Annotated in this window: 12 protein-coding genes; all 12 read right to left on the bottom strand. The window is 61.3% G+C overall.

The genetic code is table 11. The features are described from left to right. Positions 1-5 precede the first annotated feature (5 nt). The 12 genes from Q0V31_RS16535 to Q0V31_RS16480 all read right to left on the bottom strand — a co-directional run bounded on the left by Q0V31_RS16535 (position 6) and on the right by Q0V31_RS16480 (position 16,354). Positions 6-1,352 (bottom strand): TIGR00366 family protein, encoded by a 1,347-nt coding sequence (locus Q0V31_RS16535; RefSeq protein ID WP_298189481.1) that lies wholly within the window; start codon positions 1,350-1,352, stop codon positions 6-8. Between the two features lie 33 nt (positions 1,353-1,385). Next, positions 1,386-2,153, bottom strand: a complete 768-nt coding sequence (locus Q0V31_RS16530) for a 3-hydroxybutyrate dehydrogenase (RefSeq protein WP_298189478.1) — start codon at positions 2,151-2,153, stop codon at positions 1,386-1,388. Positions 2,154-2,556: 403 nt separating this feature from the next. Then, positions 2,557-3,822 (bottom strand): OprD family porin, encoded by a 1,266-nt coding sequence (locus Q0V31_RS16525; protein WP_298189476.1) that lies wholly within the window; start codon positions 3,820-3,822, stop codon positions 2,557-2,559. A gap of 654 nt (positions 3,823-4,476) precedes the next feature. Further along, on the bottom strand, positions 4,477-5,955 hold the full coding sequence (locus Q0V31_RS16520; protein ID WP_298189473.1) for a sigma 54-interacting transcriptional regulator: 1,479 nt from the start codon (positions 5,953-5,955) through the stop codon (positions 4,477-4,479). A 107-nt stretch (positions 5,956-6,062) separates the two neighbouring features. After that, entirely contained in the window at positions 6,063-7,433 is a 1,371-nt protein-coding gene (locus Q0V31_RS16515; RefSeq protein WP_298191112.1) for a TRAP transporter large permease subunit, read from the bottom strand. Between the two features lie 16 nt (positions 7,434-7,449). Then, a complete protein-coding gene (locus tag Q0V31_RS16510; RefSeq protein ID WP_298189471.1) occupies positions 7,450-8,049 on the bottom strand; it encodes a TRAP transporter small permease subunit in 600 nt (199 codons plus the stop codon). A gap of 79 nt (positions 8,050-8,128) precedes the next feature. Next, positions 8,129-9,214, bottom strand: coding sequence for a TRAP transporter substrate-binding protein (locus tag Q0V31_RS16505; protein WP_298189469.1), 1,086 nt, complete (start codon positions 9,212-9,214; stop codon positions 8,129-8,131). A 299-nt stretch (positions 9,215-9,513) separates the two neighbouring features. Next, a complete protein-coding gene (locus Q0V31_RS16500; protein ID WP_298189467.1) occupies positions 9,514-10,422 on the bottom strand; it encodes a hydroxymethylglutaryl-CoA lyase in 909 nt (302 codons plus the stop codon). Between the two features lie 184 nt (positions 10,423-10,606). Next, positions 10,607-12,565, bottom strand: a complete 1,959-nt coding sequence (locus Q0V31_RS16495) for an acetyl/propionyl/methylcrotonyl-CoA carboxylase subunit alpha (RefSeq protein ID WP_298189464.1) — start codon at positions 12,563-12,565, stop codon at positions 10,607-10,609. Positions 12,566-12,659: 94 nt separating this feature from the next. Beyond that, complete coding sequence (locus tag Q0V31_RS16490; RefSeq protein WP_298189459.1) at positions 12,660-13,451, bottom strand: gamma-carboxygeranoyl-CoA hydratase; 792 nt, start codon at positions 13,449-13,451, stop codon at positions 12,660-12,662. A gap of 59 nt (positions 13,452-13,510) precedes the next feature. Further along, entirely contained in the window at positions 13,511-15,118 is a 1,608-nt protein-coding gene (locus tag Q0V31_RS16485) for a carboxyl transferase domain-containing protein (RefSeq protein WP_298189456.1), read from the bottom strand. A gap of 72 nt (positions 15,119-15,190) precedes the next feature. After that, positions 15,191-16,354, bottom strand: coding sequence for an isovaleryl-CoA dehydrogenase (locus Q0V31_RS16480; RefSeq protein WP_298189452.1), 1,164 nt, complete (start codon positions 16,352-16,354; stop codon positions 15,191-15,193). Between the last annotated feature and the right edge of the window lie 17 nt (positions 16,355-16,371).

Raw genomic sequence — 16,371 nt, 5'->3', positions numbered from 1 at the left:
TCCAATCAGGCAAGGAAGTAGAAGCAGCCGGTAATCACCAGGCCAGAGTAAACCAGGGCAATCAGGCAGTAACCCATGATGTCGCGGGCGCCGAGGCCGACGATACCGAGTAAAGGCAAAGCCCAGAACGGTTGGATCATATTGGTCCAGGCGTCGCCCCAGGCAATCGCCATGGCGGTCACCGCAGGTGCTACCCCCAGGGCCTGGCCAGCCGGCAGCATGATCGGCCCTTGTACAGCCCACTGGCCACCGCCGGAGGGTACGAAGACGTTGACCACGCCGGCACTGAGGAAGGCCAGCAGCGGGAAGCTGTCTGCGGACGAACCCTCAATAAACAGCTGGCTGATCTGCCCTGCCAGCGATACGCCGTCAGCATTCGCCCCGGTCATCATGCCCATGATTCCTGCGTAGAAGGGGAATAGTAGGACGATGCCGCCGATGCCGCGCACGCTGATATCCACGGCGCGCATGTAGCGCTCGGGCGAGCCATGCATCAGCAAACCGAGGAACAGAAAAATGCCGATGACGGTATTCAGGTCGAGGACAAAACCCTTAGCAATAAAATGCCCGGCGAAATACACACCGGCCATGGCCACCAGTGCCAGGCCGAGCAGGCGGCTGTCATCTAGGCGTTGCGCGGGGGTGTCACGCGCCGGCAGTGGGCTTTCCGGCTCTGCGAGTAGTGCCGGGTCGGCCGTTTTGCTGTGCGCCGCGCTCGGGTGCATGGCGCGGTTGAGCAGCGGCAGGCCGATCAGCAGCAAGGCGATGATGCTCAGGTTAAGTGGGGTGAACAGGGTCATTTCAATGCCAATGGCGTCGGTGATAACACCGCCACTGATTCTCGCAACATCGGCACCGCCACCGGCCAGCGCCAGCGGAATCGAGCCGGACAGGCCGCCGTGCCAAACCAGAAAGCCGGTGTACGCCGAGGCCACCAGCAGTGGGTAATCGACGCCTTTGACCTGGCGCGCGAGGGCGCGGGCCATCACCGCACCAATTACCAGGCCAAAACCCCAGTTGATCCAGCAGCCGAGCAGACTGATCAGGGTGATCATCACAATGGCCTGAGTCGGGCTGCGCGGAATCGAGGCCAGGCGGTCAAGCAGGCGGCGCAAAGGCGGTGCGCTGGCCAGTGCATGGCCGGTGACAAACACCAAGGCCATTTGCATGGCGAACGCCAGCAAGGTCCAAAACCCGGCGTTCCAGTGTTTGACCATGGTCGGCAGCCCCTGCTGGGTGCTAAACATCGCCAGCGCCAGCACGAACAGGCTGAGCAGGGCAGAGAAAACGAAGGGTGAGGGCAGGTAGCGCTGTACCAGTTGCACATTCCAGTGGGTGATTCGGGCGAACATGGGAACTCCTTTTTATTGTTGTGGGGTGAAGATTTAGCGGGCTAGCCAGCCCCCGTCCATATTCCAGGCGGCGCCACGCACCTGAATGGCGGCATCGCTGCAGAGGAACAGGGCCAGCTCGCCGAGCTGCTCGGGGGTGACGAAGTCCAGTGATGGTTGTTTTTCACTCAGCAAGTCCTCGCGGGCACGGGCGCTGTCACCATCAATGGTGCGGTCATCAATCTGCTTCTGTACCAGGGGCGTCAACACCCAGCCAGGGCAGATGGCATTGCAGGTGATGCCGGTGGTGGCCGTTTCTAGCGCCACGCTTTTGCTCAGACCAATCAAACCGTGCTTGGCCGCTACATAAGCGCTTTTACCGGCTGAAGCGGCCAGGCCATGGGCTGAGGCGATATTGATGATTCGCCCCCAGTTGCGCTCACGCATGCTTGGCATGACCAGGCGAGTGGTGTGGAACGCGGCGCTGAGGTTGATCGCGATGATTGCGTCCCAGCGTGCTACCGGGAAGTCTTCAATCGGTGCCACATGCTGGATGCCGGCGTTATTGATGAGGATGTCGACACCGCCAAAGTTGCTGGTGGCGAAGTGTATTAAAGCCTCGATTTCCTCGGGTTTGCTCATGTCCGCTGGGTGATGCTCGGCGCGCACACCATGGACGCGCACTGCGGCGAGGGCGGCGGCGCTGTCGCCAAAACCGTTAAGCACTAAGTCAGCGCCGGCCTCAGCCAGCTTCAGGGCGATACCTAAGCCGATACCGCTGGTCGAACCTGTTATCAGAGCGGTTTTTCCACTGAGCGTCATAGCGTCTCCACATCATTAATGTATTAAGTGTAAGCAGGCTGTGTGGGGCCTCTGCTTATGCACTGTGTTACGTGCAGTTCTATCGGTCACTTGAGCGTTGGTGACGCCTGGTGATTGCGCTAATCCTCAGTGTGCAAGCTGTCTCGGGCGGCCAGCCTGAAACGCCCAGTATTGTTCGGTTTACTACCTGCTGTACTGAGGTGCTGTGGTGTCAGCGTCACATCATTCAGCCGATTGTCGCGCTTCTTACTCGGATTGCAGCAACGCTCTACGGTTTCAATAATCACATCGTTGACTGTCTGCGCCGGTAGCGCATTCGGCATGCCTGGCATCTGCTAAAAAGGCCGAGCCTGTAGGGCCCGGCAAGGTTTACCACGGAGTCATCGAAGGATGCCGGCGCTGCTTACCAGAGTGGCAGGCTGTAGCTGACGATAAAGCGGTTTTCGTCCAGATCGCTACCAAAGTTGCTGCGGGTGGTGGCGTTACGCAGGCGCAGGCCGACGTTTTTCAGCGGGCCGCTTTGCACCACATAGGCGATATCGGTGTTGCGCTCCCAAGTCTTACCTTCGCTCATACCCACGCCGCGATCGACGTTGTCACCGGACAGGTAGCGCGTCATGAACGTGAGTCCGGGTACCCCCACGGTGGCGAAGTCGAAATCGTAGCGCGCCTGCCAGGAGCGTTCGTCCTGGTTACCGAAGTCGTTAATTTGGATCAGGTTGACCAGTGCGTTGTCCGAGCCTGCGATGTAGGCGAAGCCGGTGTCGCCGCTGAGGTACTGATAGCCGGCGGTCACACCATGGCCACCATGGCGATAAGTGAACAGCGCGCCGAAGGCGTCGTTGTCGACGTTACTGCCGCCATCATCGCTGGAGCGGGCGAAGCGGATATCCGACTTAAAACTCTGACCCTCGCCCAGTGGCAACTGGTGCACAAGGTTAACCAGGTGCTGCTTGTAGAGGCCGTCAAGACCACCGTAGTAGTAGCTGGTGGCCAGTTGCGGGGTCCACTGGTAGCGCCCGCCACCGAACAGGAACTCGTCGCTGGTCTTAGCGCTACCCAGGACGATGTTGCGCTTGCCGCCGTTGAACACACTCATATCCTCGTTATCCGAGGAGTCGCGCTGGTTGACTTGATCGATTCGTCCGAGGTCAAGGCTAAGACCCTCCACCTCGTTACTGTTGAGCCAGGCGCCGCGGAATGTCTGCGGCAGCAGGCGGCTGTCGTTGCGCATCAGTGCAGGCAACACCGGCTGCAGGGTGCCGAGCTTGAGTGTGCTTTTTGAGGCCCGCAATTTGGCCGTGAAACCCGCCTCGCCGTATGCATCTTGGGCGCGCTTGGGCGCTTCGCGGTCGCTCTTGAGGATGCCGGTGCCGGTCCGATCTGGGCTGGAGTCGAGCTTTAGCCCGAGTAGGCCGATGGCATCGAAACCGGCCCCGATTGGCCCCTCGGAATAGCCGGACTCGAAACGCAGCATGAATCCCTGCGCCCATTCCTCAGCTTTGGCTTTAGGGGCACCGCTCTGGCGGAAGTCGCGGTTCATATAGAAATTGCGCGTATCCAACGCGGCCGTACTGTCGTCGACGAAGGCCGCAAAGGTTGGGGCGCAAAGGCCTAGGCCGATGCTGCTGACGAGCAACTGGCGGGTGAATGTCGGCGTGTATCGCATGGGTGCTTCCTCTTGTAGTTATTGTGGTTACAGCTTTATTGCCCACGACCGTCCTGGAAACGCCTGCCAGGCAGCGTCGTGAGGCAGGGTGAAGCCTGAAAAAGTGCAGCCCAATAGGTGGGCTCGCGTGCTCTCTCAAGGCTTAGCAGGGCTCGCCTAAACTCAGGTCCTTGGCGCGTAACAGCCGCGTATGGCCGTCCAGGGCTCTGGGTTGATGAGCGCCAGCAGCGGGGCGGTGTTGCCGGCAGATAGCAGTGCTAGTTGCGGGGCAAGGCAAAATGGGGTGAGGGCGCGGTAGGCGAGCACGCTAAATTCGGCGAAGGACGACGGAGTACCGAGGCTACTCATGGGGGTGTTCCTTATTTTTTTGTTGTTTTTGTTAGCGTCCTGCGTGCGCTGACTTTACGTATGGGCAGGCCGCTCAATGGGTGCTTGAGTTACTACAGCGAAAGGCGTGCCAAACCGGCCAGACGACTGTAGGAAAGCCGGCGTGAAAGCTGCGGGTCAGGCGCTATAAGGTTTTGCGGTCGTCAGCAGGAGCTGTGCCAGCGGGACGGGAGGGGGGTGCGGGAGTGTCTTTATGTCCAATTATCTGGGCATGTTTATCTGGGCGTTTCTTAGAAGAAGGCTCGTCCAGTTTTCTGGACGAGCCGCTCAGCGCTGGCTAAGTCCGTGTTGTTGCAGCTTGCTGTAAAGACTGGCGCGGGAGATGCCCAGTTCGATGGCGGCACGTCGACGGTTACCATTGCAGGCTGCCAAGGCCTGTTGCATGGCTTGGCGCTCAGCTTGGGCCAGGCTTTCTGCCAGGGGCCGTAGCGGTGGTGCCACCTCGCTCGCAGCAATAGCCGGTGGCGTGGTTGGCTGCGTGGGTGCGGGTAGGCCTGGCGCAGCCAGCAGCGGTTGCAGCTGAGCGGCGTCGAGCCGCGGCCCTTCGGCGTCCAGCTGGGTGCGCTCGAGCAGGTTGCGCAGCTCGCGCACGTTGCCTTTCCAGGCTTGCTGGCCGAGCAGTATCAGGGCTTCACGGCTGAGTTCCATTGGAGGCTGGCCGGAGCGGTTAGCGATGTCGTCGAGCAGATGCTCGGCCAGGGTAGGGATATCTTCACGGCGCTCGCGCAGAGGCGGCACGTGCAGGGCCAGCACGTTAAGACGGTAGTAAAGGTCGTCGCGGAACTCGCCGGCGGCAACCTTGGCTTCCAGGTCGATATGGGTGGCGGCGATCACCCGCACGTTGAGTGATTTAACCTGATTGGAACCGAGCGGTTCGACCTCTTGCTCCTGCAGCACGCGCAGCAATTTGGCTTGCAGTGGCATCGGCAAGTCGCCGATTTCGTCGAGGAATAGAGTGCCGCCGTTGGCCACCTCAAACTTACCGATGCGCGCTTTGCGGTCGGCGCCGGTGAAGGCACCGGGGGCGGTGCCGAACAGCTCAGCCTCGACTAGGGTCTCGGGGATGGCGGCGACGTTGACCGCGACGAAAGGACCGTTGGCCCGCGGCGACAGGTTATGGATGCCCTGGGCCAGTAGCTCCTTGCCGGTTCCCGTCTCGCCGCGCAGCAGTACCGTGGCGTCGAGCTGGGCGGCGCGCCGAGCCTGGCGCTTAATCTCGCTGGCAGCAGCGCTGGCGCCAATGAACCCCGCGATGGTGTAGCGCGCACGACGGGCCTTGGCCAATTCGTTCTGGGTGGCGAGCAATTCGTTTTGCAGTAGGTTGAACTTGGCCATCAAGGGTTTCAGGGCGCGTGCACGGTCGAACAGGACGAAACCCAGAGCACCGACCAATGTGCCGTCTTCATCGCGTAGCGGGATACGGGTGACCACGAAGTGTTCGCTGCCGAAGGCCATCAGGTCGAGCATGCTTGGCTGACCGCTCTCCACCACCTCGCGCAGTCTACTTGCCGGCAGCACCTGCTCGATCTCCTTGCCGAGCACGCGGGACGGGTCGTTGATGCCGACCTTCTCAGCATATTTGTCGTTGATCCAAACGATCCGCGCCTGACGGTTGACCGCAATGGTGCCCTCGCACTGGGCGTTGAGGTGATCGAACAACAGCGGCATGGCCACCGCGCGGAAGCGCTCGGGAGACACGCCGACGATCAGGCCGTGCTGGTCGAGGTCTTCGCTGGATATGGCCATGGCTGCTGGGGCTCCATAAGGGGGTGCGAGGGATTATGGGAGCCGCTACGCGGCTGAGGCAAGGTGTTCCCCGAGGGCCCATTGGGCGGCTCGGGGGGAGGGAAAGTTTACGGGCCGCCATACACCTCGTTGGGCAGCCAGGTGGCCAGCTCCTGGAAATAGAACACCAGGGCCAGGCCGAGCAGCTGCAGGGCGATGAAGGGGGCTACGCCCAGGTAAATGTCGCGGGTGGTGATCTCCGGCGGGCAGACGCCCTTGATGTAAAACAGCGCGAAGCCCACCGGAGGGGTGAGAAACGAGGTCTGCAGGCAAATGGCGAAGAGGATGGCGAACCACAGTGGATCCACCCCCATGGAAAACAACACCGGCGCTACCAGCGGCAGGATAATCAGGGTGATCTCCACCCAATCGAGGAAGAACCCCAGCAGGAAGGTGATGAACAGCACGGTGAGCAATACACCGGTCTGGCCAAACGGCAGGCCGGTCAGTGCGTCGCGCACCACGTCGTCGCCGCCAAGGCCGCGCAGCACGGCGGCGAACACCGTGGCACCGATGAAAATGCCGAAGATAAAGGCGGTGGTGCGGCTGGTCTGGTACAACGCCTCCTTGAGCATGCTCAGGTTCAGTCGACGGCTGAGCGCGGTCATCAACAGGGCACCGGCGGCCCCTACTGCCGAAGCTTCCGTGGTGGTGGCGATGCCGAAGAAGATCGAACCCAGCACCGCGAGAATCAGCGCCAGTGGCGGTACCACGGCCCAAAAAACGTCGAGCAGGGCGCGAGCGTCGAGTGGCTGGCGGTCTTTCGGCGCCGGGGCGAAGTCCTTTTTCAGCCAAGACACGATGACGATATACAGGATGTAGAGCAAAGCGAGCATCATGCCGGGAATCAGCGCGCCCATGAACAGCTTGCCAACCGAGGCCTCTGGGGTGCCGAGACGGTCCGCCATCAGCACCAGCATGATGCTCGGCGGAATCAGGATGCCGAGGGTGCCCACCGAACAGGCGGTGCCCACCGCCAGGCTCTTGTTGTAGTTGGCTTGCAGCATTGGGCCCAGCGAGAGCATGCCGAGCAATACCACCGAGGCACCGACAATGCCGGTGGAGGCGGCCAGCAACACGCCGACGATGACCACGGTGATCGCGTAGCCGCCACGCAGCGGCCCCAGTACCCGCACCAGGCTGTGCATCAGGCGTTCGGCGATGCCGGAGCGGTCGAGCATAATGCCCATGAAGATAAACAGCGGCAGCGCCACCATCAGTTCGTTGGCGACGATGCCGTAGATGCGCGCATCAAGTACGCCGATGGTGCCGCTCCAGGTGAACCACAGGTCAGCGTCGAAATACTCCACCAGCACATGCCCGGTGACGGCAAAGACCAGGCCGATACCCGCCAGCGACCACGCCACAGGAAAGCCGCACAGCAGCAGCCCCATGAAGCTGGCGAACATGGCGATAACCAGAATTTGTTCCAGACCCATTACTTCAACCTCGTGATCAGGGGTGCGAATGGCCGCCATTGCGGTCATCGTCGGGCACTTGAACGGCCCGGGGGAAGTTCAGCAGTAAGGTGCTGCAGCGGGAGGCGCGCGAAACCAGGGCAATGAACACCAAGAGCAGGCCTAGCGGCAGTACGCTCTTGAACAGGAAGCGATAAGGCAAGCCGCTGGGTGCCTGCGAATGCTCCTGGTAAACAAAAGCGGTGTAGGCATAGGGGATCATGGTGTCGATCATCAAGCCGATCACTGGTAGGGCCAGCAGGACAATGCCCGCCAACTCAACCTTGGCTTGCAGGCGCAGGGAAAACTTCTCTCGCAGCACATCAACGCGCACATGGTCGTCGCGCACCACTGCGTAAGCCAGGGCCAGCATCATCGCGGCGCCGAACAGGTGCCAGGACATCTCCTCCAAGGCGATGGAGCCGCGAGCCAGGACGAAACGGCTGAACACATTACTCAGCACCACCACCAGCACAGCCAACCATAGCCATGCACTGGCTTGGCCGATGGCGACGATAAAGCGGTCTAGTTGCAAGGAAAGGCGATTTTTTGGCAAGTCAGTTGTGGCCTGCGCATCGGCTGAAGCAGGTTGCTGCATTGGGAAAACCTCGCACGTATCAGGCAAAAACGAAGCGGGCCTCGGCATGGCCGGGCCCGTGTAGGTTCAGGCTGGGTGATCAGTCGTGCTGGTGGAAGTCCCGTGGCAGGTAACCCATGCCATGCCAGGTGCTGTGCAGCTTCATGAACTCGCGCTGGCTGGTGAGCACGCGCTTGAACATGACGTCCTGGCCGGCCATTTCGTCCAGCACCTCGTTGGTTACGCGCTGCAGTTCACGCAGTACGGGCTCAGGCAGAACTTGAGCTTTCACGCCCTCCTTCTGGTACTCGGCAAGAGCAGTTGGCTGGGCCCACTCGCTCTCAGCCAAGCCCTTGAGGGTCGCCGATTCGCAGCCCATCTCGATCAGCGCGCGGCTCTGCGGCTTAAGCTTGTCCCACACGTCTTGGTTGACCAGTAGGTGTGAGGTGGTCAGGGTCTGATGCCATCCTGGCATGATGTAATTCTTGATGATTTGGTCGAGGCCGAGCATCTTGTCGATCGCCGGCTGAGAGAACTCTGTGGCGTCGATGGTCTTGCGCTCTAGCGCCTGGTAGATCTCGCCACCGGGGATCATTGTGACTGAGGCGCCGAGTTTCTCCAGTACCTTACCGCCAATACCGGCGAAGCGAATGCGCAGGCCGTCGAAGTCCTTCAGCTCTGTAATCGGCTTGGCGAACCAGCCCGCGCCTTCCGGGCCGATGATGCTGCACAGCATCGGATGGATGTTGTGCGGGGCGTAAATTTCCTCCAGCAGCTTCTTGCCGTCGCCCTGGTAGTACCAAGCCACGTAGGCGGGCGGCTCGAGGTTGAAGGGCGCACCGGAGTAGAGCGGCAGTGCCGGGATACTGCCTTGGTCGTAGCCGACCCAGGTATAACCGGCTGGGTACTTGCCGCTGCTCACCGCATTCATGATTTCGAACGGAGGTACCAGCTCGCCTGGCTCGTAGTAGCGCAGCTGGATGTCACCGTCGGAGATGGCTTTTAGCGAATCACCCAAGTGCTTGGCTGGGGTTACCAGGCCCACCAGATGCGAAGGGAAGGCCAGCGGTACCTGCCAGCGAATCTTTTCAGCGGCCATTGCTGGACTGGCCAGCAAGCTCCCGGCAAATAGCGCAGCTGCGGTTATACCTAGGGTTAGGCGTGATAGCTGTTGCTTTGTAGACATGCTGGAGTTCCTTTTTATTGTATTTTTTTTGAACACTGACTAAGTGAGACGGCGCCTTCAACTGCGGTAATGACATCTGGCGCTAGCGGTCAGCTTGTGTTGTAAAGCGATTTCCATGCCAGTTATAAATTGCTATATAAAACAATAGCTTATTTATTGGCCTGGGTCGGCTAAATGGGGTTTTCTGAAAATTTGGACCTTTCAGTCTAAGCCATCGCTGGTTGTGTCCAGCAATATAGACTTGCTCGTCCAGATTTCTGGATGCGGGTTGCAACGCAGGCCGGGAAAGCTGCTCGCGCTCAACGGTGCTGGCTGGCCAAAGTGGCGCGAGCCACCCGCGAGCCATTGGCTTTGTTCAGCACCGTACAGATGCGCTGGCCGGCGTTGATCAGTTTATCCATATCAATGCCGGTGTCGATGCACAGGCCGTTAAGCAGGTACAGCACATCTTCTGTGGCCACATTGCCGGTGGCACCTTTGGCATAAGGGCAGCCGCCCAGGCCCGCGACCGAGCTGTCGAACACGCTGATGCCTTCGAGCAGGCTGGCGTAGATGTTGCTCAGGGCCTGGCCATAGGTGTCATGGAAGTGCCCGGCCAGCAAGTTTCGGGGTACCTCGCGGCCGACCACGTTGAATAAGTGACGGGTTGCGCCGGCAGTGCCGGCGCCAATGGTGTCGCCCAGCGACACCTCGTAGCAGCCCATGGCGTAGAGCTCACGCGCTACGCTGGCGACCTGCTCGGGCGCCACATTGCCATCGTACGGGCAGCCCAGCACGCAGGAGACATAGCCGCGCACGCGCACATCGTGCTGCTTGGCAGCCGTCATCAGCGGCACGAAGCGTTCAAGGCTTTCGGCTATTGAGCAGTTGATGTTCTTTTGCGAGAAGGCTTCAGAGGCGGCGGCGAACACCGCCACTTCTTTCACTCCAGCCTGCAGTGCGGCCTCAAAACCACGCAGGTTGGGGGCGAGGGCGGCGTAGGTGACGCCAGGCTGCTGCTGGATCTGCGCAAACACCTCGGCACTGCCGGCCATCTGCGGCACCCACTTTGGCGAGACGAAACTGCCCACTTCGATATAGCCCAGCCCGGTGGCGGACAGGTCATCAACCAAGCGCACCTTGTCAGCCACGCTGATCGGTTGTTTCTCGTTCTGCAAGCCGTCGCGCGGGCCGACTTCGACCAGGCGCACTTGGTTGGGTAGGTTCATGGGGGCCTCGTTGCGCATATTGATGGGTATCGCTGCACTCAACCCATCCTACGTCGCGGTAATTGTTTGTGGGAGTGGTCTTGGCCGAGACCTGTGCTTATTCGTTAGTCACGACCAGGCGCAAAAAACTTGCAGTGTTGACGGTTGCTCAATCGGTAGGCTGGGTTGAGCAGCGCGATGCCCATCAAAGGGCATCCTCCAGCTCCACCAGCACTGCACCTTCGCTGACCATCTCGCCTTCGTTGCAGTACAGCGCCTTGATCGTCCCGGCATGGGCGGCGCGGATGCTGTGTTCCATTTTCATTGCCTCCAACACCACCAGCGCCGTACCCGCTTCGACCTGCTGGCCGGCCTCGACCAGCACGCGTACGATACTGCCGTTCATCGGTGCCGTCAGGCCGTCGTGGTGCTGATGACTGGCTTCGACCTCTGCGATGGGGTCGAAACGCTGAACGCTGCGCAATTCGCCGGCGTAGTGCAGGTACAGGGTATCGCCGCGACGGATCGCCTGATGTTGCTGGCGCACACCATCACGCTCGACGGACAAGCTTTCGCCGTGCAACTGCACTGCAGAGGCGGCCGCCTGGCGCAGGCGGACCACCTGCCGCTCGCCCAGACAGCTCAGGTGCAGGTCGGTTTCTGCCGGTAAGCCCAGGCGCAGGCCATTGTTAGTGGCCCACGGCGAGTGATAGTCGTCATGGCGCGGCTGCGGCGCTTGGCTCTGCACAAAGGCTTCGGCAGCCAGTTGCCAGAATTCGGCGGGCAGCTCGCTAACCGGTGGCAGCAGTAGCGCTTCATGACGCGGGATAAACCCGGTGTCCAGTTCGGCAGCGGCAAAGGCTGGATGCGCCAGCACACGGGTGAGGAATGCCAGGTTGGTCTTAACCCCGCCGACGCAGGTTTCCTTGAGCATGGCCAGCAGACGCAGGCGCGCCTCTTCGCGGTTTTCGCCCCAGGCGATCAGCTTGCCGAGCATGGGGTCGTAAAAGGGCGAGACCTCATCGCCCTCACTCACGCCGCTGTCGACGCGCCGACCGGGGCCAGTTGCCGCTTCGCGGTACAGCGCCAGGGTGCCGGTAGCCGGGAGAAAGTCGTTATCCGGGTCTTCGGCGTACAGTCGCACTTCGATGGCGTGGCCGATCAGCGGCACCTGCTCTTGGCTGATAGGCAGCGCTTCGCCTCGGGCTACGCGGATTTGCCAAGCAACAAGGTCGAGGCCGGTGATCAACTCGGTCACCGGGTGCTCGACCTGCAGGCGGGTGTTCATCTCCATAAAGAAGAACTCACCGCGCTCATCCAGCAGGAACTCCACGGTACCAGCGCCAACATAGCCGATGGCTTGCGCGGCGTTTACTGCGGCTTCGCCCATGGCGCGGCGCAGTTCGGGCGTCAGCCCCGGTGCTGGCGCTTCTTCGACCACTTTCTGGTGGCGGCGCTGGATCGAGCAGTCGCGCTCGTTCAGGTACAGGCAGTTGCCGTGACTGTCGGCGAATACCTGGATTTCCACATGGCGCGGCTTGAGTACGTATTTTTCAACCAACATGCGCGAGTCGCCAAACGATGACTGCGCCTCGCGCTGCGCCGAGGCCAGGGCTTCGGCCAGTTCGCTTTCACGTTCAACCACCTTCATGCCCTTGCCGCCGCCACCGGCAGTGGCCTTGAGCAGTACCGGGTAGCCGATCTGCGCGGCCGCGTCACAAAAGGTTTGCGCATCTTGCGCTTCGCCGTGATAGCCCGGCACCAGCGGTACGCCGGCGGCCTCCATCAGCGCCTTGGCGGCGGATTTGCTGCCCATGGCGTCGATGGCCGAGGCGGGTGGGCCGAGGAAGATCAGCCCACCCGCCTCTATCGCACGGGCAAAGCCGGCGTTTTCCGAGAGAAAGCCATAGCCCGGGTGAATCGCCTGCGCGCCGCTGGCCTGGGCCGCAGCAATTAGCTTATCCACCAGCAGGTAACTGTCCGCCGGCTTGGCGCCGCCCAGGTTCACCGCCACATCGGCTTCGCGCACATGGCGGGCGTTCTGGTCGATGGCGCTGTGCACCGCCACCGTACGAATGCCCATGGCCTTGGCCGTGTGCATCACGCGGCAGGCGATTTCGCCGCGGTTGGCCACCAGCAGGGTGTCGATAGTTTTCAGGCTCATGCGGATGGCTCCTGCCAGGCGGGTTTACGTTTGTCGAGCCGGTGGCTGCGCAGGGCGTGTGCAACCACTGCTTCAAGGACGATGATCATGGTCATTACTCCTGCCAGCTCGGCTTACGTTTATCTAGGAAGGCACGCAGGCCTTCCTGACCTTCTGGGCTGACGCGGATGCGGGCGATGGCGTTCTCGGTGTAGCGGCGCAGGGCCGGGGTCAGTACGCCGCTGCCGACTTCGCGCAGCAGGTCTTTGCTGGCTTGCATGGCTTGCGGGCTGTTGAGCAACAGGGTGCTGATCCAGCTTTCTACTTGAGCGTCTAATTCGCGAGCCGGATAGCTCTCGGCAAATAAGCCCAACTCTTGTGCGCGCTCACCGCTAAAGCGCTCGGCTGTTAGGGCGTAACGGCGCGCCGCACGCTCGCCGATGGCTTGCACGACGAAGGGGCTGATCACCGCCGGCGCCAGGCCGATGCGCACTTCCGACAGGCACAGCTGCGCATCTGTTGCGCCGATGGCCATGTCACAGCAGCTGATCAGGCCCAGCGCGCCGCCGAAGGCCGCACCTTGGACCACGGCTAGGCTCGGGATTTTTAGCTGATAGAGGTTGTGCATCAGTTCGGCCAGCTCACGCGAGTCGGCCAGGTTGGCGTTGTAGTCCAGCGTCGCCGCGTACTGCATCCAGGCCAGGTCCGCGCCGGCGGAGAAGTGCTTGCCACGACCGCGTAGCAACAGAAAACGCAGGGATTTATCAGCCTTCACCGCGTCGAGGGCGAGAATCAGCTCGCGGATCATCTCCGCGTTAAATGCGTTGTTTTTATCGGCGCGATTGAGCCAAAGCGTGGCGAAACCGCGTGGGTCTGTTTCGAGCTGGATGGTGGTGAAATCGGTCATGGTGTTCGACTCGAAAAATTAGTTAACGCTGTGGGAGGGGCTAAAGCCCCTCCCGCGAATCACATGCGGAACACGCCAAAGGTGGTCGGCTCGATCGGTGCGTTGAGGCTGGCAGACAGCGCCAAGCCCAGTACATCGCGGGTTTGCGCGGGGTCGATGACGCCGTCGTCCCACAGCCGGGCGCTGGAGTAGTAGGGGTGGCCCTGGCGCTCGTACTGTTCGAGGATCGGCTGCTTGAGCGCCGCCTCATCGTCGGCGGAAAAACTCTGCCCAGCTCGCGCCGCCTGCTCGTGTTTGACCTGTACCAGTACGCCGGCGGCCTGTTCGGCGCCCATCACGCCGATCCGCGCGTTTGGCCACATCCACAGGAAGCGTGGCTCAAAGGCGCGGCCACACATGCCGTAGTTACCGGCGCCGAAGCTGCCACCGATGATCACGGTAAATTTCGGCACCTTGGCGCAGGCCACGGCGTTGACCAGCTTGGCACCGTGCTTGGCGATACCGCCGGCTTCGTACTTCTGCCCAACCATAAAGCCGGTGATGTTCTGCAGGAACACCAGTGGAATACCGCGCTGGCAGGCTAACTCGATAAAGTGCGCGCCTTTCTGTGCGGATTCGGCAAACAAAATCCCATTATTGGCGAGGATTGCCACCGGATAGCCGTGGATATGCGCAAAGCCGCACACCAAAGTCGCACCGAACAGCGCCTTGAACTCATCGAATACGCTGCCATCGACGGTACGGGTGATCACCTCACGCACATCGAACGGCTGCTTGGCGTCTGCCGGGATCACCCCGTACAGCTCATCGCTGCTGTACAGCGGGTTGATCGGCGCGCGGTTGTTGAGCACGCCGAGCTTGCGCCAGTTCAAATTGCTGATGCTGCGCCGGGCCAGGGCCAGGGCGTGCTCATCGTTGTCGGCGTAATGATCGGCTACCCCCGAGGTTTTGCAATGCACATCGGCGCCGCCAAGCTCTTCGGCGCTGACCACTTCACCGGTGGCGGCTTTCACCAACGGCGGGCCGGCGAGGAAGATGGTCGCCTGATTACGCACCATGATCGCTTCATCAGCCATGGCCGGCACATAAGCGCCGCCCGCAGTGCAAGAGCCCATGACCACGGCGATCTGCGGGATGCCCATGGCACTCATGTTGGCTTGGTTGAAGAAGATCCGCCCGAAGTGCTCGCGGTCCGGGAACACTTCATCCTGACGCGGCAGGTTGGCACCGCCCGAATCCACCAGATAGATGCACGGCAGGCGATTCTGCTGGGCGATGGTCTGCGCGCGCAGGTGCTTTTTCACGGTTAGCGGGTAGTAGCTACCGCCTTTGACCGTGGCGTCGTTGGCCACGATCATGCATTCGACGCCTTCGACCCGGCCGATACCGGCGACCACGCCGGCCGCTGGCACGTCTTCGCCATACACTTCATAGGCAGCCAGCTGGCCAATTTCGAGGAAGGGCGAGCCGATATCCAGCAGGCGGTTGATCCGCTCACGCGGCAATAACTTACCCCGTGAGGTGTGGCGTTCTTGGGCCTTGCTCCCGCCGCCCTCATGCACGCGGGCGAGCAGGGCGCGCAGGTCGTTGACCTGGGCAAGCATCGCCGCACTATTGGCAGCGAACTCCGGTGAACGAGTGTTGATCTGGGTGTGCAGGATGGCCATTGAGTTGGCTCCAGTGTGCTGGCTTGGCGTTTGATGGGTGTCGCGTTGCTCAACCCATCCTACGGCTCTGGTTTATTTGGTTTCGTTGAACAGCTCGCGGCCGATCAGCATGCGGCGGATTTCGCTGGTGCCAGCGCCGATCTCGTAGAGCTTGGCGTCACGCAGCAGGCGGCCGGTGGGGTATTCGTTGATATAGCCGTTACCGCCGAGAATCTGGATCGCATCGAGGGCCATTTGCGTGGCGCGCTCGGCGGTATAAAGGATCACGCCGGCGGCGTCCTTGCGCGTGGTTTCGCCACGGTCGCAGGCCTGGGCCACGGCATAAAGATAGGCGCGGCTGGCGTTGAGCTGGGTGTACATGTCGGCGACCTTGCCCTGGATCAGCTGGAACTCGCCGATGCTCTGGCCGAACTGCTTGCGGTCATGGATGTACGGCACGATCACATCCATACACGCCTGCATGATCCCGGTCGGGCCGCCGGAGAGCACCACACGTTCGTAGTCGAGGCCGCTCATCAGCACGCGTACGCCGCCGTTGAGCTGACCGAGGACGTTTTCTTCCGGGACCTCGACGTTGTCGAAAAACAGCTCGCAGGTGTTGGAGCCGCGCATGCCGAGTTTGTCGAACTTGCTACCACGGCTGAAACCCTTCCAGTCGCGCTCGACGATAAAGGCGCTGATGCCGTGCGCGCCTTTTTCCAGGTCGGTCTTGGCATAAATCACGTAGGTGTTGGCGTCGGGGCCGTTGGTGATCCAGGTTTTGCTGCCGTTGAGTACATAGCGGTCGCCTTTTTTATCGGCGCGCAGCTTCATCGACACCACATCGGAGCCGGCATTCGGCTCACTCATGGCCAGCGCACCGACATGCTCACCGCTCACCAGCTTGGGCAGGTACTTGGCCTTCTGCTCAGCGGTGCCGTTGCGTTTGATCTGGTTCACACACAGGTTGGAGTGCGCGCCGTAGGACAGAGCGACCGACGCCGAGGCGCGGCTGATCTCTTCCATGGCAATCACGTGGGCCAGGTAACCCAAGCCAGAACCGCCATATTCCTCATCAACGGTGATACCGAGCAGGCCCATGTCACCGAACTTCTTCCACATATCAGTCGGGAACTGGTTTTCACTGTCGATGGCGGCGGCGCGTGGCGCCAGTTCGGCCGCAACAAAGGCCTGGGTCTGCTCGCGCAGCATGTCGATGGTATCGCCGAGGGCGAAGTTGAGGGACGGATAGCTCATGGTTCCACCTGTATTGT

The sequence above is a fragment of the uncultured Pseudomonas sp. genome, assembly GCF_943846705.1.
Taxonomy (GTDB): Bacteria; Pseudomonadota; Gammaproteobacteria; order Pseudomonadales; family Pseudomonadaceae; genus Aquipseudomonas.
This window is presented reverse-complemented; position numbering and strand designations above follow the sequence as displayed.

Bases quoted from the DNA above. Each gene is read 5' to 3' on its own strand.
- Q0V31_RS16535 (WP_298189481.1), bottom strand. From the start codon at position 1,352: ATGTTCGCCCGAATCACCCACTGGAATGTGCAACTGGTACAGCGCTAC.
- Q0V31_RS16530 (WP_298189478.1), bottom strand. From the start codon at position 2,153: ATGACGCTCAGTGGAAAAACCGCTCTGATAACAGGTTCGACCAGCGGT.
- Q0V31_RS16525 (WP_298189476.1), bottom strand. From the start codon at position 3,822: ATGCGATACACGCCGACATTCACCCGCCAGTTGCTCGTCAGCAGCATC.
- Q0V31_RS16520 (WP_298189473.1), bottom strand. From the start codon at position 5,955: ATGGCCATATCCAGCGAAGACCTCGACCAGCACGGCCTGATCGTCGGC.
- Q0V31_RS16515 (WP_298191112.1), bottom strand. From the start codon at position 7,433: ATGGGTCTGGAACAAATTCTGGTTATCGCCATGTTCGCCAGCTTCATG.
- Q0V31_RS16510 (WP_298189471.1), bottom strand. From the start codon at position 8,049: ATGCAGCAACCTGCTTCAGCCGATGCGCAGGCCACAACTGACTTGCCA.
- Q0V31_RS16505 (WP_298189469.1), bottom strand. From the start codon at position 9,214: ATGTCTACAAAGCAACAGCTATCACGCCTAACCCTAGGTATAACCGCA.
- Q0V31_RS16500 (WP_298189467.1), bottom strand. From the start codon at position 10,422: ATGAACCTACCCAACCAAGTGCGCCTGGTCGAAGTCGGCCCGCGCGAC.
- Q0V31_RS16495 (WP_298189464.1), bottom strand. From the start codon at position 12,565: ATGAGCCTGAAAACTATCGACACCCTGCTGGTGGCCAACCGCGGCGAA.
- Q0V31_RS16490 (WP_298189459.1), bottom strand. From the start codon at position 13,451: ATGACCGATTTCACCACCATCCAGCTCGAAACAGACCCACGCGGTTTC.
- Q0V31_RS16485 (WP_298189456.1), bottom strand. From the start codon at position 15,118: ATGGCCATCCTGCACACCCAGATCAACACTCGTTCACCGGAGTTCGCT.
- Q0V31_RS16480 (WP_298189452.1), bottom strand. From the start codon at position 16,354: ATGAGCTATCCGTCCCTCAACTTCGCCCTCGGCGATACCATCGACATG.